Raw genomic sequence first — 22,321 nt, 5'->3', positions numbered from 1 at the left:
GCGGTGACCGGGACAAAGTGAAAGCCGCCGCGAAAAACCAGAAGGAGCGCGACCATGAGCGATGTTGAAAACCTGCATGCGATGATCGTTTTTGCCCGAGTGGTGGAGACGCTTAGCTTTACCGACGCGGCGAAGGCGCTGGGGCTGTCGAAGTCCTCGGTCAGTAAGGAGATCGCAGCCCTTGAAATACGCCTTGGTACCCGATTGTTACTGCGAACCACGCGGAAAATTCAGGTGACTGAGGTCGGTATGACCTGGTATCACTACTGCGCCCGCATCTTAAGCGAGGTGAAAAGCGCCGAGTTGTTTATACGCCAGTATCATGAGGAGCCGACCGGCAGCCTGCGCGTTGTGGCTCCGGTCACCTTTGGCTGTCAGTGTATTGTGCCGGTGCTGAACCAGTTTGTGGCCAATAACCTGCACGTCAGCGTGGATCTGGATCTCACCGATCGCCCGGTTAACCTGGTGGAAGATAATGTTGATATCGCGATTGTTATCCGCCGCGATGCGCCTGCGGAGGCGAACGCTAAACCCCTGATGGACATCAGCTGGGGACTTTATGCCGCACCCGAGTACCTTCAGCGCTTCGCCCCCATCCTCGGGCCGGACGATCTGCCTCGCCATGACTTTATTCTGTTCCGCGGCCCGGCACACACGCTTTCGCTGCCGTTTAAAAAGGACAAGCAGAAGCGAAATATCGAGGTTCGCAGCCGGTTTCGTGCCAACAACAGTACGGCGCTGGTCAACTCTGCGATTGCGCAGACCGGCATTGCCTATCTGCCGGATTATATCGCTCAGGCCGCAGTAAAGGCGGGCAGCCTCCAGCGGGTTTTGCCGGAATGGGAAATGGAGCTGTACCGTTCGTACATCCTTTATCGGCATGAGGGCGTGATATCGCCGCGCGTCAGGCTGTTTATGGAAGCGTTGCAGAAGGCGTTGCGGGTGGAGTCTGCGCAGGTTTAAGCGGGCGGCGATGTGCCGCCCGGACTGACATCAGTAGTAATTACCGTGGCGGTAATCCCAGGTCGTGAAGGTGTCAGACAGCATGGACATGATTTTGTCCACGTCCAGCCCCTTACGGATCAGGACCGGACAGGGGGTAATATTGCGCTCACCTTTCTGTTCAGGCACCAGCTTGCCGCTCTCATCCACCATTGCCACCATCACGCCCTGCTCGTAGCGGGTCTTCTCTGATTCATTTGGCTGGATAGATTTCACGTAGTCATTGGCTTCGATAATCAGATCCGCCTGTGATTCAATGCGCTCTCCGATGCCTTCAACCAGACCGCGGTTACCCTTACCTGATGGGTTAGCAGAGCTGGCGAATGAAAACTTACCGTGATTTTCCCACAGCTCTTTTGCCAGATTCTCACCGGGTACGCCGAATTTAATCACGAAGCAGCTGGTCTGACGGCGATCCATCATCAGCTCTTTCGAGCCATCTTCCGGAATGCGTGCCACCGCCTCTTCTTTCCACGGCAGAATGCAGCCCAGCAGGACATCGTTGTCCCAGTGCTGCTGGTACAGGGACTCAATTTCCGGGTTCAGCTGAGCCAGCTCTTTCAGCTGTTCCAGCGAACCACAAAGTACCACGCCCGGCTTGTTACGGTTACGCTGCTTGGCGTCAAACTTGCGCTCCAGGCCTTTGGCGTCAGAGGTCATAATGATATAGCCCACCTTGGTTGGGCAAACGATCATCCCGCCGTCGGCAGACAGAATGTTTACCGCTTCTGGCTGTAAGCCGCCGTTCCAGTGAATGGTTTTATTACTCATGAGCACACCTGCCTGTTCAGAAATTAAGAGTGTCGGTCTGTGCCCTTCCCTCATGCTGACTGGGAGGGCGAAGAGCGTCAGGACCTGTTAAAGTCATCCTACCCTCTCCGGTTTTATTCACAACAATTAGCTAGCATAAAGCCGCATTGTTTCCACAGGGAAACGGTTGTTGCAAACAGGGTAGACAGACCGAACTTTTCTTTCGCCCAGGCCACCCAGTATTAATCAGAGAGGAGCAAGAGCATGCAAATCGACTTTTTCCACGCGGCAGATCAGAGCGAGCTGCGCGGTTGGTTTTCCTCCCAGCAGGCGGTGACGCAGTGGGCCGGGCCGGGTGTCGCCTGGCCGCTGACGGAGGAATTTATGCGTACGCTGCTTGACGCTGATAAACAGCAGCCCGCACGCCTGCTCACCTTTGCCACACGATGTGAGGGTCAGCTCGCGGCGGTTGCGCAGCTGAGTTTCGACTGGGAAAACCATCTTGCCTGCCTGTGCCGCGTAGCCGTCAATCCGGCGCTGCGAGGAAAAGGTCTGGCGGGCCAACTGCTGGACGTCATGATCCATACCGCCTTTAACAATCCCGCAATCGAACGGCTTGAGCTGGTCGTTTATCCGCATAATCTGGCGGCGGTGCGCACCTATGAAAAGCTGGGATTTGTCCGGGAAGGCGTCAGGCGGGCATGCGTTGCGGTAGGAGATGCGCGCTGGGACAGCGCCTTTTATGGCCTGCTGCGCGCGGAATTTACCGCACGCAGCGCCGCCTGAATCAGGCGGGGATCAGTTTTTCCGCTTTCAGTTTATCAAACAGGGTGATAAACGCGTCACGGGTACACTGATAGCCCGTAAAGCCCGCCTTGCGGCTTTTGCTGATATCGGTGATCACTTCCATTGGGCGCCCCAGGTCAGCATCGGTATGCCACCAGGAAACCAGACGACTGATGTCGTCCTCTTTCAGATCAAACTGGTGTGCAATCGCTTTCCACTGGTCGGGCGCGGCATCCATCCGGCCATCAAGCGGCTGCATCTCCTCCGGGTACGGGGCCGCCTCAATACCGAAGTAGCTGGCAATCTCGCCCCACATCCACTTCCAGCGAAATACGTCGCCATTGACCACGTTAAAATCCTGATCCTGAGCGGCAGGCGAGGTGGCAGCCCACTCCAGCTGCTGCGCAAGGAGGTGCGCATCGGTCATATCGGTCACGCCTTCCCACTGGGTTTTCGAGCCAGGGAAGATAAATGGCTGGCCGGTCTGCTTACACAGGCTGGCATAGACGGCCAGCGTCTGACCCATGTTCATCGCATTGCCCAGCGCAAAGCCGATAATGGTATGCGGGCGGTGGACGCTCCAGGTGTAGCCATATTTCTCTGCGCCCGCAAAGACTTCATCTTCCTGCGCGTAGTAGAAGTTATCAACCGGCTGACGGCCCTGCTCTTCACGGAACGGCGTTACCGGAACGGCACCCTTCCCGTAGGCGTCGAACGGCCCGAGATAGTGCTTCAGCCCGGTGACCAGCGCTACGTGCCCCCCTTTCAACCCTTCGCCCAGCGCATCAATCACGTTGCGTACCATCGCGCCATTCACACGAATATTCTCTTTCTCGTTTTCCTGGCGTGCCCAGACGCTGAAAAAGACCTTATCGACCTTAACATCCTTTAGTGCCTGCTTTACGGAGGCCGCGTCAGTCAAATCAGCCGTCAGGGAAGTACAGCCCGCCGGTACGGCAGTGCGGCCACGGGACAGACCCAGAACCTGCCAGCCATCGGTATTCAACTGCTCCGCCAGTGCGGTACCAATCACGCCGCTGACGCCAACGATTAATGCACGCTGTTGCATAATATATCTCCTGTTTTGATTATCCGTTAAGCTTAATAGAGAATTTAATTCTTATCTAAGGTATAAATTCACATCATTAATGAATAAGAGTCATCAATAATGCACAGTCAGGATCGGCTACGGGGGATCACGCCCTTTGTCGCCACCGTTGAGCACGGTAGCTTTACCGCCGCCGCAGAGAGCCTGCATCTGACCAGTTCCGCCGTCAGTAAAAGCATCGCACGGCTGGAAAGCCGATTAGGATCGCGGCTGTTCGAGCGCACCACGCGCCGCCTGGCGCTCACCGATGCGGGACAGGCTTTTTATGACACCTGTAATCGGGTGCTGAGCGAACTCGCGGAAGCGGAATCAGTGCTGGCGGCACAGCGCACCAGCCCGGTCGGCAGGCTGCGGATCGCCGTTCCACACACCTTTGGCCGGATGAGCGTAATGCCTCTGCTTACGCAGTTTTGCCAGCAGAATCCGGATATGCAGATTGACCTGGCCTTCTCCGACCGCTTTGTTGACCTGTTTGAGGAGGGCGTGGATATCGCCGTGCGCATCGGTGGCCCGGCGGAGTATCCGCCCTCGCTGGGATTTCGCTACCTGGGCAATGAGCAGCTGATATTCTGCGCTGCGCCACACTATCTGGCACAGTACGGTACGCCAGATTCACTTGAATCACTCAGCGGGCATCAGGCAATTGTCTATGACCGCGTGGACGGCAGCACCAGCCCGTGGTCCATCGCCTCGCCTGACGGGCGCATTGCTACGCGCACCGTCCCGCACCGCATGGCGCTGGGAGACGGCGAAGCGCAGGTTGCCGCCGTTGTCGCGGGTCTGGGCGTGGCGCAAATGGCAACCTGGCTGATGGAGAAACAGCTGGCTGAGGGTCAGCTGGTACAAATTTTGCCCGAGCTGGCCGTCATCGGCCTGCCGCTCTACGTGGTGTGGCCGCGCAGAAAGCAGCTTACGCCCAAGGTGGATGCGCTGTTAACGGCGCTGGAGGGGCTATCAATTTCTGGCCAGAACGGCCTCCAGGCGGAGAAGGAGACCCGTTGAAAACCAGAACGGCCAGCCCGCTGGCCGTTCTGCTCAGACTTATTTCACTTCGATCAGCTTCTCTACGTCAGAGCTACCCTGCGGTTCTGCCATCTCTTCGCGCACCTTCGCCACGTCGCGGGCGCTGACCGGGGTTTTTGCCGTATTCCCCCAGCTGGTGCGAATAAAGTTGACCACGTCAGCCGTCTGTTGATCGCTCAGCCGCCAGCCAAATGCCGGCATGGTGATGGTCGAGGGCGCATCCTTAACGCCGGGCAGCGTGGCACCGCTGAGGACAATATGGATCAGCGAGGTGGGATCTTCGGCCTGCACTACGGCATTTCCATGCAGCATCGGGAAGAAGCGCCTGTAGCCGCTGCCGTCACTCTTGTGGCAGGCCGCACAGCTATCAATGTAGACAGACGCTCCCGGTTTACTGTCATCGCCGTGCCAGAGCGCGTTGCCTTCAGCATTATCGGCCGCAAAACCGACCTGGCTCGGATCGCGTGCACCCAGCGACTTCAGATAGCGGGCAATGGCCGTTGCGTCCTCCGCGCTCAGATGTTGCAGACTGTGCTGGATCACATCGGTCATCCCGCCAAATACCGCCGTGCGGTCGTTACGCCCGGTGCGCAGGAACTGCACCAGCTCATCCTCGCTCCAGCCTCCCAGCCCGTCACGGCTGTCGCCGCGTAGATTACTGGCGGTCCAGCCGTCAATGGGCGCGCTGCTGCCGGCAAGATAGTCGCTGCCCTCAGTGTCGTTAAGGGCTTTTTCCTGCATGGTCAGGCTACGCGGCGTGTGGCAGGCACCGCAGTGGCCTAACCCCTCCACCAGATACTGCCCACGCGCCAGCACCGCGTCCTGCCCGCTGAGCGGCTGGAAAGCCTTAACGTCCGGCGCGAAAATGCCGCGCCATATCGCCAGCGGCCAGCGCATCGAGAGCGGCCACGGGATGTCGCTCTTCCGGTTAGCCTGCTCGACCGGCTGCACGCCGTGCATAAACCAGGCGTAGAGCGCATGCATATCCTCATCGCTCACCACGGCATAAGAGGGATAAGGCATAGCCGGATAGAGCGTCTGGCCATTTTTCGCCACGCCGTGCCGCACCGCTTTCTGAAAGTCATCCCAGCTGTAGTTTCCAATGCCGGTTTTTTTATCGGGGGTGATATTGGTAGAGTAAATGGTGCCGATGGGCGTTGCCATCGGCAGCCCGCCCGCAAAGGGTTTGCCGCCCATTTTGGTGTGGCAGGCGACACAGTCGCCTGCCCGTGCCAGATATTCGCCGCGTTTGATCTGCGCGGCGCCGCTGTCATCCGCCACGGCGGCACAGGTCGTCATCCCCAGTAACAGGGCAGAAATTAACATTTTCATCGTGGACCTCCTCACGCCTGCACCAGCGGGCCTGGCTCCTTCAGATACCGTTCACGGATCGCCTTCGCTGACCAGTACGTCAGGGCAGCCACCAGGCCAGTTGGGTTATAGCCCAGCCCCTGTGGAAACGCCGAAGCACCCGGCACAAACACGTTCGGTACGTCCCAGCTTTGCAGATAGCGATTCAGCGCGCTGGTTTTCGGGTCGTCTCCCATAATTGCCCCGCCGTTCATATGGGTGGTCTGATAAACGGTGGTGTCGAAGTGTGTTCCCGGCATTTTTGGCGAGCCGCTGATCGTCATGGGATTCATGGCCTCGGCAATTTTATGCATGCGGCCATGCATAAACTGCGACATTTTGATGTCGTTTTCCTGCCAGTCAAAAGTCATACGCAGCAGCGGCTGACCAAAGGCGTCCTTGTAAGTGGGATCCAGATCCAGGTAGTTGCTGCGATAAGACTGGTGCGCACCGTGCGCATCCATGGAAACGTGATGCGTGTAGTGATCGGCTACCGCCGCTTTCCACTTGCTGCCCCAGCCGGGCGTACCCGGTGGCGTAGGCAGGCCGGAAATCGGCTTCACGCCCGCCTGGTTTACCCAAAAAGGTGAGCCACCTACGAAGCCATATTTGCCGTGGTCGAAGTTATCGGCGTTAAAATCATCCACCCCGACGCCCGCGCCGCCCGCCCCAATAAAGTTATTGGTAAAGACGCTTTTATCGAAGAAGGCCTTAATGGTGGAGATGTTCTGGTAGGCAAAGTTGCGGCCCACCACCCCCTCATTCGTCACCGGATCGTAAGGCTTGCCAATACCCGAGAGCAGCATCAGATGCACGTTATGGAACTGAAATGCCGAAAGGATAACCAGATCGGCCTGCTGCTCAATCTGACGGCCCAGCGCATCAACATAGGTGACGCCAGTGGCGCGCTTTTTATCTGCCGTCAGGTTTACGCGCATCACGTTGGAATTTTCGCGCAGCTCAAATCCCGCTTCCTGGCGTAGCGCGGGCAGCACATTGACGTTTGGCGACGCCTTCGAGTACATGTAGCAGGCATAACCGCTACAGTAGCCGCAGAAGTTGCATGGTCCCATCTGCGCGCCATAGGTGTTGGTATAGGGGCCGGAGGTGTTGGCCGAGGGCAGGTCGTATGGATGGTAGCCCACCGATTCTGCCGCCTGCGCAAACATTTGTGCCGAGAAAGTGCGCTTCTGCGCGGGCAGCGGGAAGGGCTGCGATCGGTCGGGCGCAAACGGGTTGCCCTTGCCCTGACCGACGACTTTCCCCCTGACACGCCATTCAGAGCCTGAGGTACCAAAAACTTTTTCTGCTTTATCGAAGAAGGGTTCGAGTTCTTCATAGGTCACCCCGAAGTCCTGAATGGTCATCCCTTCGGGGATAAATTTTTTACCATAGCGTTCTTCATAATGGCTGCGCATCCGCAGCTCGATGGGATCGACGCGAAAGTGAACGCCCGACCAGTGCAGCCCTGCGCCACCGGTACCGGTCCCCGGCAGAAATGCCGCCAGCTGACGATAGGGCTGCGCGGTCTGCGCCGAATTGTGGCGAATGGTTACGGTGCTTTTCGACAGATCCTGAAAAAGCTTTTTACGAATGTTATAGGTGAGTTCGTCAATGACCTGCGGGTAGGCGCCGTCCGGATAAGTATCACGATGCGGCCCACGCTCCAGCGCCACGACATTCAGGCCGGCCTCGGTGAGTTCTTTTGCCATTATCGACCCGGCCCAGCCAAAGCCAACGATTACCGCATCCACCTTTTTCATTTCAGTGCCCAACATCAGCTCCTCTCCCCGCGAATTGAGACCGGTGGGAACGGATAGCGCTCACCACGCTCCACCCAGTCCATAAAGTCTGCGCGCGCGCCGGGAAAACCAATCAGCTGCCAGCCAGCCATCCCCTGATTGCCGCCGTGGATGGGATCGCTGAAAAAGCCCTCCCGCGTGTTTTGTAGCAGATAGCTGAAGAATAGCGTGGACGGAACCTGCCTGAATTCGACGCTCCCGGCTTCAAAAGCCTCAAGCAGCGCATCCTGCTGCTCCGCATGCAGGCGGGCGAAGACGCTGCCGTGCTTCGCTTTAGCCGCCGCATCCGCGTCGGCGAGGCCCAGGCGATAGATCTGCTGCGGCACCAGCGGTAGCTGATAGCCCAGCGCCTTATCAGCCTCGGGGTGGAAAGGCCCCTGCATATACCAGTTAGCACCGGTGGCATAGGGCGTATTCATTTGCCTGTCGATATACTCCGCGACGCCCGCTTCCAGCGCGCCGGGTCCCCGATCGTCGGCCGGGATCAGGCGGGCGACCGCAGCCTGGAGGAAGGCATACTCTTCCGGGGTGAACCAGCTGGGCTGGTAGTTTCTGGCCCGCTGAGGGCCAGTGGGGAGAGGCTCTTTAGCCATGGCAGGGGCCGCAGCGGTGAGAGAACCCACCCCGCTGGTACCAATGGCGACGGCGGGTGCGAGGGTAATAGTCTTGAGCAGGAACTCCCTGCGGGAGCTACCCTTCTTTTCTTGCGACATAACATTGCCTTATTCACGCCTAAGCCGCGTGAAAACGATCGGGATTGACGATTGCCTGAGGGTCTATTTTAGTAGTAATTGAAAAACCAGGGGTATTAAGCCCTTTGTTACCGGTAACAAAGGTTAAGTTTAACAGTTATCTCAGCAAGAATTTAGCAAAACAAACAAAAAAGCACTAATTCATTAACAATACTTGCGGCGTTGAAATTAATAGAAACAACCGTGATGAGACCGTTAACGTTAAAAAGCGTTATAAAAAGAGAACATTAACAGCGGAGTGTCTATGTTTAAATCTTTCTTCCCCCGGCCAGCGCTGTTCTTCAGCAGTGTTATTCTCTGGAGCGCCCTTGCCATCCTGCTATGGTTTGGCGGCGGCAGAGACGGGATCCTTCACCTGCCGCTGTTTGCCGGACATGCCAACGCGCCACTGCCCAATAATGCGCTACGGTTTATTGCGCCGGACGGGCTGGCTTTCTATCTCTATTATCTGGTGGTGGTTACCCTGTTTGCTGGGATGTGGTTCCTGTGCAGCCCTCACCCGTGGCAGCGCTGGTCGGTGCTGGGATCGGCGCTGATTATCTTTGCCACCTGGTTTTCCGTGCAGGTTGGCGTGGCGGTCAACAGCTGGTATGAGCCCTTTTACGATCTGATTCAGCAGGCGATGTCACACCCGAATACCGTTAAAATTGAGACGTTTTATACGCAGATGGCGGGTTTCCTCAGTATTGCGCTGATTGCGGTGGTCATTAACGTACTTAATATGTTTTTTATCAGCCATTACGTCTTCCGCTGGCGCACGGCGATGAACAACTACTATATGGCGCACTGGTCACGGCTGCGCGGGATAGAAGGGGCAGCCCAGCGTGTGCAGGAAGACACCATGCGTTTCTCCTCCACGCTTGAGGATATGGGCGTCAGTTTTATTAACGCAATTATGACGCTGATTGCATTTCTGCCGGTACTGGTCGCGCTGTCGGTGCATGTGAAAACCGTGCCCATTCTGGGCAGTATTCCCTACGCACTGGTGATTGCCGCCATACTCTGGTCACTGCTTGGCACCGGTATGCTGGCCGTCATCGGCATTAAACTTCCCGGACTCTCATTCCGTAATCAGCGGGTGGAAGCCGCCTACCGTAAAGAGCTGGTCTATGGCGAAGATGATCCGCAGCGCGCCACGCCGCCGACCGTACGAAAACTTTTTTCTAACGTGCGTAAAAACTATTTCCGCCTCTACTTTCATTACCTTTATTTTAATATTGCCCGTATCCTCTATTTGCAGCTTGATGCCGTTTTCAGCCTTTTCGTCCTGTTTCCCTCCATCATTACCGGTGCGATTACGCTGGGATTAATGACGCAGATAACGAATGTATTTGATCAGGTGCGCAGTTCGTTCCAGTATCTGATCAACTCCTGGACGACGCTGGTGGAATTGCTGTCGATTTACAAGCGTCTGCGCAGCTTTGAACAGGTGTTGAATGGACAGCCGGATAAAGAGAGCGTAAGCCTGTGAACGGATCGGCGGCCCTGAATGGGGCCGCCGCATAAACAGGGAGAGTCGGGCAGGCAGATATAGCCAGGAATTTCCTTACGTAGAACAGCTAATTATTTCCATTTCGTATCATGCATTAATTTAGCATAATATCTCGCTGATTCATCAACGCTCCAGCAGCGGACTCATATCAGGCAAAGCGCGCTATTTAACCGACCCGGTCAGATTTAAAAAAACCGGAAATTATTAAAAAAATAACTACTATTAATGCTATAGACACTCAGATAGTGTCCGATAAGCTATTCTTTGCAGAAACTATCACGTTCTATTAATAAAATGGCTGCATGAGATAACTAAATAATATAAAAAACAATGGGTTTTCTGGTGCATAAATGTCAGACAGAATAAAAACGCATGATTAAGGTATTGGTGAGAGGTGACATCCTCTCACCGCCGCAGGCACCCTGACTCAGTTTCCATCACGCCAACACCAGGGCGTTTCAGAGAGCAGACCGAGAGGTCTGCTTTTTTTTGTTGCTCCCCTGAGCTGTTAATCGCTGACCGACAGGCCAGCGATTAACAGCTACGCGCGCGCCTGAGAGACAGGCAAGAGCGGTGCTGACCAGACGGCTAACGGAATACGCTAATCGCCTCAACCAGCCTGGTCGCCTGACGCGCCATACGATCCGACGCCTGTGCGCCCTCTTCGACCCTTGCCGCGTTTTGATGAGTAATATTATCCAGATCTTCTACCGCCAGGCTGACCTCGCTGAGGGCGGTAGCCTGCTCAGCGGTAGCCGCGCTTATCTGTGCTACCAGCGCGGTGACGTTCTGCACCTGGGAAACGATCGCTTCCATCGTCTTTCCGGCATCGTTCACATGCTGACTGCCGGACTGGACCTTAGCCGTACTGTTTTCAACCAGCACTTTAATTTCACTGGCGGCCTTTGCGCTGCGCTGGGCCAGACTGCGTACTTCCCCTGCCACTACGGCAAAGCCTTTACCCTCTTCACCGGCGCGGGCGGCCTCTACTGCGGCATTGAGCGCCAGAATATTCGTCTGAAAGGCAATACCGTCGATGACGCTGGTTATGCTGGCGATTTTCTGCGAGCTGAGAGCGATCTCATCCATCATACTCACCATGTCGTTCATGGCCTGCCCGCCCTGCATCGCCGCATCCCGCGTACTTTGCGACAGGGTGTCCACCTGCCTGGCGGTTTCGGTATTACTTTTCACCGTCGCAGTCATTTCATTCATCGTTGCGGCGGTCTGCTGTACGTTTGCTGCCGCCTGTTCGGTACGGCGGCTGAGATCGTTATTTCCCTGCGCGATGGCATCGCTGCCGCTGAGGACGTTTACGGCCTGCCCGCTGATATCATCCACCAGCCAGCGAAACATCAGTCCCAGCTGGCCGACGGCACGCAGCGTGGTGCCCACCTCGTCCACCCGGTCAAGCTGATCGACCTTATGACTGGCGCCGGTCGCAACCCGCAGCGCCTGCTGACAAACGCGTTCTATCGGGCGGGAGACCTGCTGCTCCAGCCAGGCGCAGGCCATAAAAAGCACCACGGCCATGATACCCGCAAAGAGGCTCAGAGGCTGCGCGGCCATACCCAACGCCCAGACGCCAGCCAGGCTTAAGGGTAGAAGGGTGGCCAGGGTGGTCCGGATGCGCCAGCGCAGCGGCAGGATCTTAAATATCGAGCGCCATCTCAGCAGACCGGTGCGCACCAGCAAGCCTTTATGGAAACGCCAGCCCTTACGCTTCCCCTCGCGAAACTCGCGGTAAAGCCGTTCCGTTTTTTGAATCTCTTCTGCACTGGGTTTGGTTCGCACTGACATATAGCCCTGCACCTTCCCTTCACGCACCACCGGGATCGCATTTGCTCTGACCCAGTAGTGATCGCCATTTTTACGGCGATTTTTGACCAGTGCCGTCCAGGGTTCACCCTGCTTCAGCGTCGCCCACATATCAGCAAAGGCTTCTGGCGGCATATCCGGGTGGCGCACGGTATTATGAGGCTGCCCGTTAATCTCATCAGGTTCGAAGCCGCTAACCGCGATAAAGGCATCATTGGCGTAGGTGATGTGGCTGAGGGTATCCGTGGTCGACATCAGCGTCGCGCTGTCGTCAAACGGATATTCCTGCTGGGTAACGGGTAGATTGGTTCGCATGCGATGGATCCTTGAAGCAGTGGCAGGACTGAGCTTGAATTAAATGATTATTATTTTTTATTATTTTCGGCGGGAATGAGCGGATCTTTAGCCTGTAATCGCCATTTTGCGATAGCGGTTGCAAAGCAGGCGGAGGCCGGGCAGTTATCCACCCACAGAGAGAGAGTTCGGCGTCAGCCTCAGGGCAAAGCCCTTTAGTTAAGCTGAACTTAACAATATTATCAGGATACCCCAGGGTACCCGCGGCCATCGTACTCTTAATGGTACGCCGCTTACGCTTGCATAATGAGGTTATACATTTAACGGATGGCGCGGGCCAGCGTGGGCCGTCGCAGCGTTAACTGCCTGACGCCCCACGCCGTGGTTGCCCCGCACAGGCCGGGTGTTAAGGATTCAGCGCCACATGCTTCATTTTTGCTTCATAAGCAACAGCCCGCTTTGAATCAAACTGGTGTTCCCACTTGGCGATAACCAGCACTGCCAGTGCGTTGCCAATGACGTTAAGGGCAGTCCGCGCCATATCCATAATACGGTCAACACCGGCAATAAACGCCAGCCCCTCCAGCGGGATGCCTACGCTGCCCAGCGTTGCCAGCAGGACCACAAAGGAGACGCCAGGCACGCCGGCGATACCTTTAGATGTCACCATCAGGGTCAGTACCAGAACGATCTCCTGCCCGATGGACAGGTTAATGCCATACAGCTGGGCAATAAATATCGCAGCAATACTCTGATAGAGCGTGGAACCGTCCAGATTAAACGAGTAGCCGGTAGGAACAACAAAGCTGCAAATCGATTTCGGCGCGCCGTAGGCCTCCATCTTCTCCATAATGCGCGGCAGCACAGTTTCAGAGCTGGAGGTCGAATATGCCAGGATCAGCTCCTCTTTCAGGATACGTATCAGGGTAGTGATACGCAGATTACAGATGCGGGCAACGGTGCCCAGCACCACGAAGGCGAAAAAGAGGATCGCCGCGTAAACCAGAATAACCAGCTTAGCCAGCGGCCATAACGAGGCAAAACCGAAGTTAGCAATGGTTACGGAGATCAGCGCAAAGACGCCAATTGGCGCATAGCGCATAATCATATGCGTTACCTTGAACATCGCTTCTGAGGTAGAGCGGAACACCTTCAACAGCGGTTCGCGATGTTCAGAGGGCAGTGAGGAGAGCCCCAGTCCAAACAGCACCGAGAAGAAGATAATCGGCAGCATGTCACCTTTCGCTATGGCAGCGAAAATGTTTTGCGGGATAAGCGACAGGATAGTGGTGACCAGACTGTGCGCGCCTCCCTGCACCTGCGCCGTTGTCGCTTCATACTTAGAGATATCCACCGTTGCCAGCGTCGACATATCAATGCCGTAGCCGGGCTGAAACACGTTCGCCAGGGTAATACCTACCACAATGGCAATGGTGGTAATCACTTCAAAGTAGACGATGGTTTTTACCCCAATGCGTCCCAGTTTTTTCGCATCGCCGACGCCGGCAATGCCTACAATCAATGTAGAGATAACGATAGGTACAACAATCATCTTGATCAGATGAATAAAGATATCACCGGCCGGGCTGAGTATATTGATGATTAACCATTCACGATCGGAGGGTTGGTTATGCAGTATCGTGCCAACGATGATCCCCAGGACCAGCGCCGTCAATATTTGCCAGGCCAGGCTGAATTTAGCAGCTTTCATAACTTATCTTTTCCTTAACAAAACCCGCTCTCCGCGGTGGGCTGCGGAATGAATCACGCTCAAGGGAGGCTTTGCCGAAGTCGGCTAATTCACGGATATGGGATGGTTGATACCTGATTCTCAGGCAGATGATAAGTACCATTTTCACTGGTACAAATGCAAGCCTGCGTGAAATGTGGCTACTTTATTCGCGCCTGACAGGATAAAGCTCTGGAACAACCCCAAAGATTTAACCTGTTGTTATAATTAGCAATATTGTGAAAGGATTACGCATAGCTATGCAAACCTCGCCTTTGATCGCTATGCATTGCCGGATTTAATTGACTAAAAATTACACGGTGAGTTGCGTGAGTCAATGACTTAAGCGACTTCTCACGCCCTTTGAACCCGCTAACTTAAGGTCATTAATGCCCTTATTATTACCAAGGGCGCTATGACGTGATCTGTCGCGCAAAAAGAAAACAAAGCCACGCGGCATACTCCATTTAACCTTTGGTTGACATAGTATTAACAACTTCAAGGAGATCAGCCATGAGCCAACAATACAGACATCCCGTCCCCGCCAGCATTGCGGAGCACACCCTGATTAATGCCCAACAGTATCAGTCAATGTACCAGCTGTCGGTACAGGACCCGGATGCTTTCTGGGGGGAACAGGGCCAGATCCTCGACTGGATTAAGCCTTATACCTGCGTGAAAAACACCTCCTTCGCGCCGGGTAATATCGATATCCGCTGGTTTGAAGACGGTACGTTGAACCTTGCTGCCAACTGCCTTGATCGCCATCTGCATAGCCGGGGCGATCATCCTGCAATCATTTGGGAAGGCGATGATGCCAGCGAAAGTAAAACGCTCACCTTTCGCGAGCTGCACCGTGAAGTCTGCCGCTTCGCCAATGCGCTGAAGGAGCTGGAGGTCAAAAAAGGTGATGTTGTCGCCATCTATATGCCAATGGTGCCCGAGGCCGCTATCGCCATGCTCGCCTGCGCGCGCATTGGTGCGATCCACTCCGTCATATTTGGTGGTTTTTCACCGGACGCAGTGGCTGGCCGCATTATTGATTCCAATGCCAGACTGGTGGTGACCGCAGACGAAGGTCTCCGCGCCGGACGCACCATCCCACTGAAAAAGAACGTCGACCTTGCGCTGGCGAATCCGAAAGTCACCTCGGTCACTAACGTCGTGGTTTTCCGCCGCACGGGTGTGGATTCAGGCTGGGAAAACGGCCGGGATATCTGGTGGCATGAGCTGGTGAATAAGGCCAGTGCTCACCACCAGCCGGAAGAGATGAACGCTGAGGATCCCCTGTTCATCCTTTATACCTCGGGTTCCACCGGCAAACCCAAAGGCGTTTTGCACACCACCGGCGGCTATCTGGTCTATGCCGCCGCCACCTTTAAATACGTGTTCGATTATCACCCTGAAGATGTGTACTGGTGCACCGCCGACGTGGGCTGGATCACCGGTCACAGCTACCTGCTATACGGGCCGCTGGCCTGTGGTGCCACCACGCTCATGTTTGAAGGCGTACCCAACTGGCCAACGCCCGCGCGCATGGCTGAGGTAGTGGACAAGCATAAGGTCACGCTGCTGTATACGGCGCCAACGGCTATCCGCGCACTGATGGCGGAGGGCGATAAGGCGATAGCCGGGACACACCGTACCAGCCTGCGGATCCTCGGTTCAGTTGGCGAGCCCATCAACCCGGAAGCCTGGGAGTGGTATTACAACAAAATCGGCGATGGCCGCTGCCCTATCGTCGATACCTGGTGGCAAACGGAGACCGGCGGCTTTATGATCGCGCCGCTGCCCGGGGCCACCGAGCTGAAGGCGGGTTCGGCAACTAAACCCTTCTTTGGCGTCCAGCCTGCGCTGGTGGATAACGAAGGGAGTGCGCAGGAAGGAGCCTGCGAAGGAAATCTGGTCATTATCGACTCCTGGCCCGGTCAGGCCCGCACGCTGTTTAACGATCACGACCGTTTTGAGCAAACCTATTTTTCTACGTTTAAAAACATGTACTTCAGCGGGGACGGCGCACGGCGCGATGAGGACGGCTACTACTGGATAACCGGCCGCGTGGACGACGTGCTTAATGTCTCCGGCCACCGGCTGGGGACGGCAGAGATTGAATCTGCGCTGGTTTCTCATGCAAAAATTGCCGAAGCGGCCGTTGTTGGCATTCCTCACAGTATTAAGGGACAGGCGATCTACGCCTATATTACCCTTAACACCGGCGAAGAGCCGTCACCGGAATTATATGCCGAGGTTCGCAGCTGGGTGCGCAAGGAGATTGGCGCTATTGCCACGCCGGATATTTTACACTGGACAGATTCCCTGCCAAAAACTCGTTCGGGAAAAATCATGCGACGGATATTACGCAAAATTGCAGCCGGTGATGTCAGTAACCTGGGGGATACCTCTACGCTGGCGGATCCGGGCGTGGTGGATAAATTGCTTGAGGAAAAACAGGCCATTAAAATGCCTTAACTAATTTACTGACGAGTAAAGCACCCGGGAGCCTCATTATAATTATGATAAGGCTCCCATAATATTCCTTAACTCAGCCTTTCCGAACCCTCTTTTATTATTTCAGATCCTGGATTATAGCCGAATAAATGAAAATTCATTTTTAAGCGTTATAACGATAACTGGCATGGCGCAACCGGGTAAGCAACAACGTATAGCGATATTACGCAGCGTTATTTAGTTCGAAAAAAATATTAAAGAGCATTCCGGAGGCGGACATTATCCGGCAGCGCTGGAAAGACCGCCAACCTATACCCTCTGGAGAAACTATGATGAATGACGTTATTTATCAACGGATGGAGAAGAGTGCGCGCTTCAAAGAGCTGGTCAGAAAACGCCAGACCTTTGCCGCCCTGCTCACTGCCATTGTACTTATCCTCTATGTCGGTTTTATTCTGCTGATCGCCTTTGCGCCGGGCTGGCTGGGCACGCCGCTTTATGCGGGTACCAGCGTGACGCGTGGTATTCCCATTGGTATCGGTTTAATTCTTATCTCCTTCCTGCTCACCGGTCTTTACGTCTGGCGGGCTAACGGCGAGTTTGATCGCCTGACGCGTCAGCTGCTGAAAGAGGTGAAGGGATGAAACGACGCTCCCTGTGTTATGCGCTTCCTGCCCTGCTGTCACCGATCGCCTTTTCTGCCCGGTCGGCTGATACGCTCAGCGGCGCGGTTGAGCGGCAGCCGGTCAACTACGAAGCCATCGTGATGTTCATTATCTTTGTCGCCGCTACGTTGGGCATTACCTGGTGGGCCGCAAAGCGCACCCGCTCACGCAGTGATTACTATACCGCTGGCGGCAACATCACCGGCTTTCAGAATGGTCTGGCAATGGCCGGAGACTTTATGTCGGCGGCCTCGTTCCTCGGCATCTCGGCGCTGGTCTACACCTCGGGCTACGACGGACTGATTTACTCGCTCGGGTTCCTCGTCGGCTGGCCCGTTATCCTGTTCCTGATCGCCGAACGCTTGCGTAACCTGGGGCGCTTTACCTTCGCCGACGTGGCTTCATACCGTCTGAAACAGCTTCCGATCCGTACGCTCTCCGCCTGCGGATCGCTGGCGGTGGTGGCGCTGTATCTGATTGCACAGATGGTAGGGGCAGGTAAGCTTATTCAGCTACTGTTCGGTCTTAATTATCATGTCGCCGTCGTACTGGTCGGTATTCTGATGATGCTCTATGTCCTGTTTGGCGGCATGCTGGCCACCACCTGGGTACAGATCATCAAAGCAGTGCTGCTGCTGTTTGGTGCCACTTTTATGGCCATCATGGTGATGAAAACGGTGGGTTTCAGCTTTAATAATCTGTTTACGCAGGCCATTGCGGTTCACCCAAAAGGCATCGCGATTATGCGGCCCGGCGGCCTGGTTAACGACCCCATTTCAGCGCTGTCGCTCGGCCTGGGCCTGATGTTTGGCACCGCCGGCCTGCCGCATATTTTGATGCGCTTTTTCACCGTCAGCGATGCGCGCGCCGCACGGAAAAGCGTGTTCTACGCCACCGGCTTTATGGGCTATTTCTATATTCTTACCTTTATTATCGGCTTCGGAGCCATTCTGCTGGTCGGTGCTAACCCGGCTTTTAAAGATGCGACAGGCGCGCTGATCGGCGGGAATAATATGGCTGCGGTACATCTGGCGGATGCCGTGGGCGGCAGTCTGTTTCTCGGATTTATCTCTGCGGTGGCCTTTGCCACTATCCTGGCCGTGGTTTCCGGGCTGACGCTGGCCGGTGCCTCAGCCGTGTCGCATGACCTGTATGCCAGCGTGATACGTAAGGGCCAGGCAACGGAGCGGCAGGAGCTGAACGTGTCCAAAATCACTGTGGTAGTGCTGGGTTTCGTTGCCATCGCGCTGGGCATTTTGTTTGAGAAGCAGAATATTGCCTTTATGGTGGGGCTGGCCTTCTCCGTTGCCGCCAGCTGTAATTTTCCGGTGATCCTGCTGTCGATGTACTGGTCGAAGCTGACCACGCGTGGCGCGATGATCGGCGGCTGGCTGGGACTGCTGACGGCAGTGGTGCTGATGATCTTAGGCCCGACGGTGTGGGTTCAGGTACTGGGACACGCTAAGCCGATTTTCCCCTATGAATATCCTGCGCTTTTCTCCATGGCAGTCGCCTTTATTGGCATCTGGCTGTTCTCGGTAACGGACAGCTCAGCCGACGGCAAACAGGAGCGTCTGCGCTTTAAGGCGCAGTTTGTCAGGTCACAAACGGGGATAGGGATAGACGACGGGCAGGGGCATTAGCGCAAGCGGGCGGGAGAAAGGCGAATCCTGCGATTCGCCTTTTTTACATCAGAAATGCAGCGCTGCACCGACATACGGGCCATCAGCAATCACATTATCTTTACGGCCATCTTTGCCGTTCATGGTCATGTATTTATAGCCTACGCGCACGTCCACCAGCGAAATCGGCTGGAAACTCACGCCTGCCGAGGCTTCCTGATAGTCGTCAATATGGCTGGAGAACGCATCCGGGGAGTAGTAGTACTCGCCAAAAACGTTAAACATTCTGTTCACCGCGTACTGTGCGCTGCCACCGACTGCGACGGCGTAGCCATCCTTACTGTCGGTAGGGTTGGTTGACATAACCTTAACGGTTGGGGAGAGAAACAGGTCGCCAACCGCCACGTTATAGCCCAGACCGACGCTTTCAGCATTACCGTCATGATCGCTACGTAACCAGTTACCTGACAGCGCAAAGCCTGGCGAGGTGGTGCCCATTCCCACGCGCACGTTAGTGTAATGCTCGCCGACGTCCACGCCGCCTTCGATTGCCTGCGCCGGACCTGCGAGGGCGAAAATCGCCACTGCGCCTGCAAGAGTTGCCACTGCTTTCATTTTATTCTCCTGTGAATTTACTCACGCCCTTTACCGGCGGCTTCGCAGAGTAAACCAACTTCAGGCTGAATAACATGAGAAATCCGCTTATCTGCACACACTTTACTCACTTCTCCCCCAACCTCTGACTCGCCTGCGCGCTCATCTCCGCCGTAAAAGACAGAAGCCGGCCGCAGCGGTCAGAGTGCGGCCCACATAATATGGCTGATAGCGGGGGCGAAAATCACCGTCACCACGCCGGAAAGCATCATAACCAGGCTTGCCACCACCCCCTCTTCCTGCCCAATTTCATAGGCCCGCGCCGTACCGGCACCGTGCGAGGCAGCACCGAAACCGGCCCCCTTCGCCATCCCCTGCTTTACCGCCAGTCGGATAAACAGCAGATCGCCTGTGGCCATGCCAAACACGCCGGTAATCACCACAAACAGCGCCACCAGATCGGGCTGGCCACCAATCTGCTTAGCCGCCGCTAACGCAAAGGGCGTGGTAATGGAACGCACGGCCAGGCTGCGCTGAATCGCCTCTGGCAGGGTCAGCAGCCGGGCCAGCCAGACTGAACTGCAAACGGCAACCAGCGTCGCGGTAACGACGCCCGCGCTGAGCGAGAGCCAGTGACGACGGATAATCGCCCTGTTTTCGTAAACCGGTACGGCAAATGCCAGCGTTGCCGGTCCCAGCAGCCAGAGTAACCAGTGGCTCTCACCAATATAGTTCTGCCATGAGATATGGGTGAGCAACAGCAGAGCAACCAAAACCATCGGCGTCATTACCAGCGGCATCAGCAGCAGCCTGTGCCAGTGGCGATAGAGGCGCTTATTGAGCAGATAAATCAGTACGGTTGCCACCAGACACAGCACGCTGATAAAAAAATCACTCATCGCCCTTCTCCCGCCTGCGCTGGGCAAACCAGATCTCGAAACGGTACACGCGATCCACGACCAGTGCGGTAGCGCTTAAAACCAGCAGCGTACTGATGCCTATCACCAGCATGATGCGCCACCCCTCCACGCGCAGTAGCTGTGAATAGTTCACCACTGCCACAACGGCAGGTATAAAGAACAGCAGCATCTCGGCCAGCAGCCAGCGCGAACCCGCCTTCACCCAGTTTAACGGCAGCACGCGCAGCATAATCAACGCCAGCAGCAGCAGCATACCGACGATATTCGCCGGTAAGGGGAGATGCAGACGGTCCACCAGCTGTTCAGCAAGTAGAAAAAAAGCGACATAAAGCGCCACCTGAAGCGGAATCTGCACTCGCTGCCATCCGCCGGATATCGACGGGCGTGGTACCAACGCCATAATGATTTCTCCTGAACGGTGTAGAGAAAGAGTATAAAGCGGTATCAAAGCGTGAAAAAAATGACTTAATATTATCCAAACTATGCCTTAAAGGAATGTTTATGGATGTTCGGGCCCTGCGTTATTTTGTGGAAGTGGTGCGCCAGCAAAGCTTTACTCGTGCGGCTGAGCAGCTTTTTGTAACCCAACCCACCATCAGTAAAATGCTGCGCCAGCTTGAGGACGAGCTGGGCTGTACGCTATTGATCCGTGAGGGCCGTAAGCTGCACTTAACCGATACCGGTCAGGCGGTTTTTCAGCGCGGAGTCACTATTCTTCAGGAGTTTAAGCAGCTGGAGGCAGAAATTAGCGATATCAACGATCTGAAAACCGGCGAACTGCGGCTGGGCATTCCTCCTATGGTCGGCATGCAGATTGCGGATTCAATTTCTGCGTTTCGCCAGCGCTACCCGGGCGTAGAGCTGAAGATTTCTGAATTTGGCGGACTGACCGTACAGCAGGCCGTTCTGTCAGGCACGCTCGATATTGCCCTGACCGCGCTGCCGGTCGCCGATGATTTACCGCTCAACGCCCTGCCGCTGATGAGTCATCCACTTTGCGTTCTGGTGCCACGGACCCAGGCCTGGCTGTGCCGGACGCATATGCCCATTGCTGAACTGGCCGGGCATCCCATCCTGATTTATAACGAGGAATTTTCGCTTAACCGCCAGCTGATGCGCGCCTTTCAGGCAAGCGGTTTTACGCCGCAGATTGCGGTACGCAGCGGTCAGTGGGATTTTCTGGCAGCAATGGTGCAGGCCGGGATGGGCGTGGCGATTTTACCGGAGCCTATCTGTCAGCGGCTGGATAAAACCCATCTGCTGTGGCTGCCTCTGGAGTCGGAGCTGGTCTGGAAGCTGGGACTGATCTGGCAGGAAGGGAGCTATCTGTCAAAAAGCGCCCAGGCATGGATAGCCTGCTGCCGGGAATTCTGGCCGGGTGAGACACCCAGGCTATCGGTTTAAGCCGGTACATTCGCGGCGAAAGCTGCCCGAACCACGTTTAGTGGCGGATCTGCGCCAGGACTTCTTCTGACAGGCCGGTCATTTTAACGAAGTTTAGTGGCGGATCTGCGCCAGGGTTTCTTTTGACAGGCCGGTCATTTTAACGATAGTAGGGCGATCGATACCATTCAGCAGCATGGTGCGGGCCGCCATACTACGGTGATTCATAATGTCGTCATCGGCGATAACTGTCACATCGACCAGTGGGAAATTCCCGCTGTAAAGAATCTGCGCCAGCGCTGGATCGTCGAAGTGGTCAAGCCATCTGATGGAATAAGGATAGGGACTACACCTGCCGGTATAAAACAATACCGGAATAACCAGCGGCAGCTTCTTTTTCCGGCATCAAGATGGCGCTGCATAGCTGCCACGGCAAAGCGGAGCAGCCGCAAGGCCATATGCTTATCAGGTGTGGACTGATGTTCAATCAGAACGTGGATCCAGGCATCACCGGTGCTGGTTTCAGACTGTAAAGGACGTCACTGAAATAGGGACACAGGCTCTCTTCAACAAAGCTCCCTGACCCCAGCTTAAGGGTACTGAGGTCGCAGAGGGCCTGTAGCTGTTTTGGCAAATGCAGCTGCATAAAATCCCGCGCGGTTTCGGGATGGGTAAGAAATTGTTTGAAAACCAGATCGTGTGGCGTCTGAGTGACTCTCTTACCGCCCTTCGAATTCCTTTCCGACACGTCATTACCCCCTTTAATTGTATGGTCATCCTGAC

The 22,321-nt window shown here is 55.5% G+C and carries 18 protein-coding genes and 1 pseudogene; 8 read left to right on the top strand and 11 right to left on the bottom strand.

Annotated features, from left to right (window positions below; genetic code table 11):
• Window positions 1–54 precede the first annotated feature (54 nt).
• Window positions 55–963, top strand: coding sequence for a LysR family transcriptional regulator (locus ACLRGG_RS08930; RefSeq protein ID WP_416249386.1), 909 nt, complete (start codon window positions 55–57; stop codon window positions 961–963).
• A 30-nt stretch (window positions 964–993) separates the two neighbouring features.
• Here ACLRGG_RS08930 and ACLRGG_RS08925 read toward each other — a convergent pair whose 3' ends face one another.
• Complete coding sequence (locus tag ACLRGG_RS08925) at window positions 994–1,773, bottom strand: L-threonylcarbamoyladenylate synthase (protein WP_416249385.1); 780 nt, start codon at window positions 1,771–1,773, stop codon at window positions 994–996.
• Window positions 1,774–2,016: 243 nt separating this feature from the next.
• On the opposite strand from ACLRGG_RS08925, the gene ACLRGG_RS08920 reads away from it, so the two are divergent.
• Window positions 2,017–2,538, top strand: coding sequence for a GNAT family N-acetyltransferase (locus ACLRGG_RS08920; protein WP_416249384.1), 522 nt, complete (start codon window positions 2,017–2,019; stop codon window positions 2,536–2,538).
• 1 nt (window position 2,539) lies between these two features.
• Here ACLRGG_RS08920 and ACLRGG_RS08915 read toward each other — a convergent pair whose 3' ends face one another.
• Window positions 2,540–3,607 carry an SDR family oxidoreductase gene (locus ACLRGG_RS08915; RefSeq protein WP_416249383.1) on the bottom strand — a complete coding sequence of 356 codons (1,068 nt, stop codon included), beginning with the start codon at window positions 3,605–3,607 and terminating at the stop codon, window positions 2,540–2,542.
• 99 nt (window positions 3,608–3,706) lie between these two features.
• On the opposite strand from ACLRGG_RS08915, the gene ACLRGG_RS08910 reads away from it, so the two are divergent.
• The gene (locus ACLRGG_RS08910; RefSeq protein ID WP_416249382.1) at window positions 3,707–4,648 is read left to right on the top strand and encodes a LysR family transcriptional regulator; all 942 of its coding nucleotides are present in this window, start codon (window positions 3,707–3,709) and stop codon (window positions 4,646–4,648) included.
• A 39-nt stretch (window positions 4,649–4,687) separates the two neighbouring features.
• Here ACLRGG_RS08910 and ACLRGG_RS08905 read toward each other — a convergent pair whose 3' ends face one another.
• The 3 genes from ACLRGG_RS08905 to ACLRGG_RS08895 are packed head-to-tail and all read right to left on the bottom strand — an operon-like array spanning window position 4,688 to window position 8,534.
• Window positions 4,688–6,001, bottom strand: coding sequence for a c-type cytochrome (locus tag ACLRGG_RS08905; RefSeq protein WP_416249381.1), 1,314 nt, complete (start codon window positions 5,999–6,001; stop codon window positions 4,688–4,690).
• Between the two features lie 11 nt (window positions 6,002–6,012).
• On the bottom strand, window positions 6,013–7,794 hold the full coding sequence (locus ACLRGG_RS08900) for a GMC family oxidoreductase (RefSeq protein ID WP_416249592.1): 1,782 nt from the start codon (window positions 7,792–7,794) through the stop codon (window positions 6,013–6,015).
• Between the two features lie 2 nt (window positions 7,795–7,796).
• On the bottom strand, window positions 7,797–8,534 hold the full coding sequence (locus ACLRGG_RS08895; RefSeq protein WP_416249380.1) for a gluconate 2-dehydrogenase subunit 3 family protein: 738 nt from the start codon (window positions 8,532–8,534) through the stop codon (window positions 7,797–7,799).
• 283 nt (window positions 8,535–8,817) lie between these two features.
• Between ACLRGG_RS08895 and sbmA the strand changes: the two genes are divergently transcribed.
• Window positions 8,818–10,044: a peptide antibiotic transporter SbmA gene (gene sbmA, locus ACLRGG_RS08890; protein ID WP_416249379.1), complete on the top strand. Its 1,227-nt coding sequence runs from the start codon at window positions 8,818–8,820 to the stop codon at window positions 10,042–10,044.
• 609 nt (window positions 10,045–10,653) lie between these two features.
• Here sbmA and ACLRGG_RS08885 read toward each other — a convergent pair.
• Together ACLRGG_RS08885 and gltP are read right to left on the bottom strand one after the other, a co-directional pair.
• Window positions 10,654–12,198, bottom strand: a complete 1,545-nt coding sequence (locus ACLRGG_RS08885; RefSeq protein ID WP_416249378.1) for a methyl-accepting chemotaxis protein — start codon at window positions 12,196–12,198, stop codon at window positions 10,654–10,656.
• Between the two features lie 385 nt (window positions 12,199–12,583).
• Window positions 12,584–13,888: a glutamate/aspartate:proton symporter GltP gene (gltP, locus tag ACLRGG_RS08880; RefSeq protein WP_416249377.1), complete on the bottom strand. Its 1,305-nt coding sequence runs from the start codon at window positions 13,886–13,888 to the stop codon at window positions 12,584–12,586.
• A 531-nt stretch (window positions 13,889–14,419) separates the two neighbouring features.
• Between gltP and acs the strand changes: the two genes are divergently transcribed.
• The 3 genes from acs (at window position 14,420) to ACLRGG_RS08865 (ending at window position 18,662) form a co-directional block, all read left to right on the top strand.
• Window positions 14,420–16,375 carry an acetate--CoA ligase gene (gene acs / locus ACLRGG_RS08875; RefSeq protein WP_416249376.1) on the top strand — a complete coding sequence of 652 codons (1,956 nt, stop codon included), beginning with the start codon at window positions 14,420–14,422 and terminating at the stop codon, window positions 16,373–16,375.
• Between the two features lie 311 nt (window positions 16,376–16,686).
• Window positions 16,687–16,998: a DUF485 domain-containing protein gene (locus ACLRGG_RS08870; protein ID WP_067704401.1), complete on the top strand. Its 312-nt coding sequence runs from the start codon at window positions 16,687–16,689 to the stop codon at window positions 16,996–16,998.
• Window positions 16,995–18,662, top strand: a complete 1,668-nt coding sequence (locus ACLRGG_RS08865) for a cation acetate symporter (protein ID WP_416249375.1) — start codon at window positions 16,995–16,997, stop codon at window positions 18,660–18,662. The genes ACLRGG_RS08870 and ACLRGG_RS08865 overlap by 4 nt, the downstream gene beginning before the upstream one ends.
• 48 nt (window positions 18,663–18,710) lie before the next feature.
• Here ACLRGG_RS08865 and ACLRGG_RS08860 read toward each other — a convergent pair whose 3' ends face one another.
• The 3 genes from ACLRGG_RS08860 to ACLRGG_RS08850 form a co-directional block, all read right to left on the bottom strand.
• Window positions 18,711–19,256, bottom strand: coding sequence for a YfaZ family outer membrane protein (locus ACLRGG_RS08860; protein ID WP_416249374.1), 546 nt, complete (start codon window positions 19,254–19,256; stop codon window positions 18,711–18,713).
• A gap of 179 nt (window positions 19,257–19,435) precedes the next feature.
• Window positions 19,436–20,134 (bottom strand): LrgB family protein, encoded by a 699-nt coding sequence (locus ACLRGG_RS08855; protein ID WP_416249373.1) that lies wholly within the window; start codon window positions 20,132–20,134, stop codon window positions 19,436–19,438.
• Window positions 20,127–20,555: a CidA/LrgA family protein gene (locus tag ACLRGG_RS08850; protein ID WP_416249372.1), complete on the bottom strand. Its 429-nt coding sequence runs from the start codon at window positions 20,553–20,555 to the stop codon at window positions 20,127–20,129. The genes ACLRGG_RS08855 and ACLRGG_RS08850 overlap by 8 nt, the downstream gene beginning before the upstream one ends.
• 101 nt (window positions 20,556–20,656) lie before the next feature.
• On the opposite strand from ACLRGG_RS08850, the gene ACLRGG_RS08845 reads away from it, so the two are divergent.
• Complete coding sequence (locus ACLRGG_RS08845; protein WP_416249371.1) at window positions 20,657–21,559, top strand: LysR family transcriptional regulator; 903 nt, start codon at window positions 20,657–20,659, stop codon at window positions 21,557–21,559.
• 135 nt (window positions 21,560–21,694) lie between these two features.
• On the opposite strand, the pseudogene ACLRGG_RS08840 reads toward ACLRGG_RS08845, so the two are convergent.
• Window positions 21,695–22,286, bottom strand: a pseudogene (locus ACLRGG_RS08840) (Rpn family recombination-promoting nuclease/putative transposase); the annotation flags it as partial.
• Between the last annotated feature and the right edge of the window lie 35 nt (window positions 22,287–22,321).

Source organism: Erwinia sp. PPS120, assembly GCF_047918655.1.
Taxonomy (GTDB): domain Bacteria; phylum Pseudomonadota; class Gammaproteobacteria; order Enterobacterales; family Enterobacteriaceae; genus Erwinia; species Erwinia tasmaniensis_A.
The sequence above is the reverse complement of the archived record's forward strand: the minus strand, read 5'-3'. Positions and strand labels throughout refer to the sequence as shown.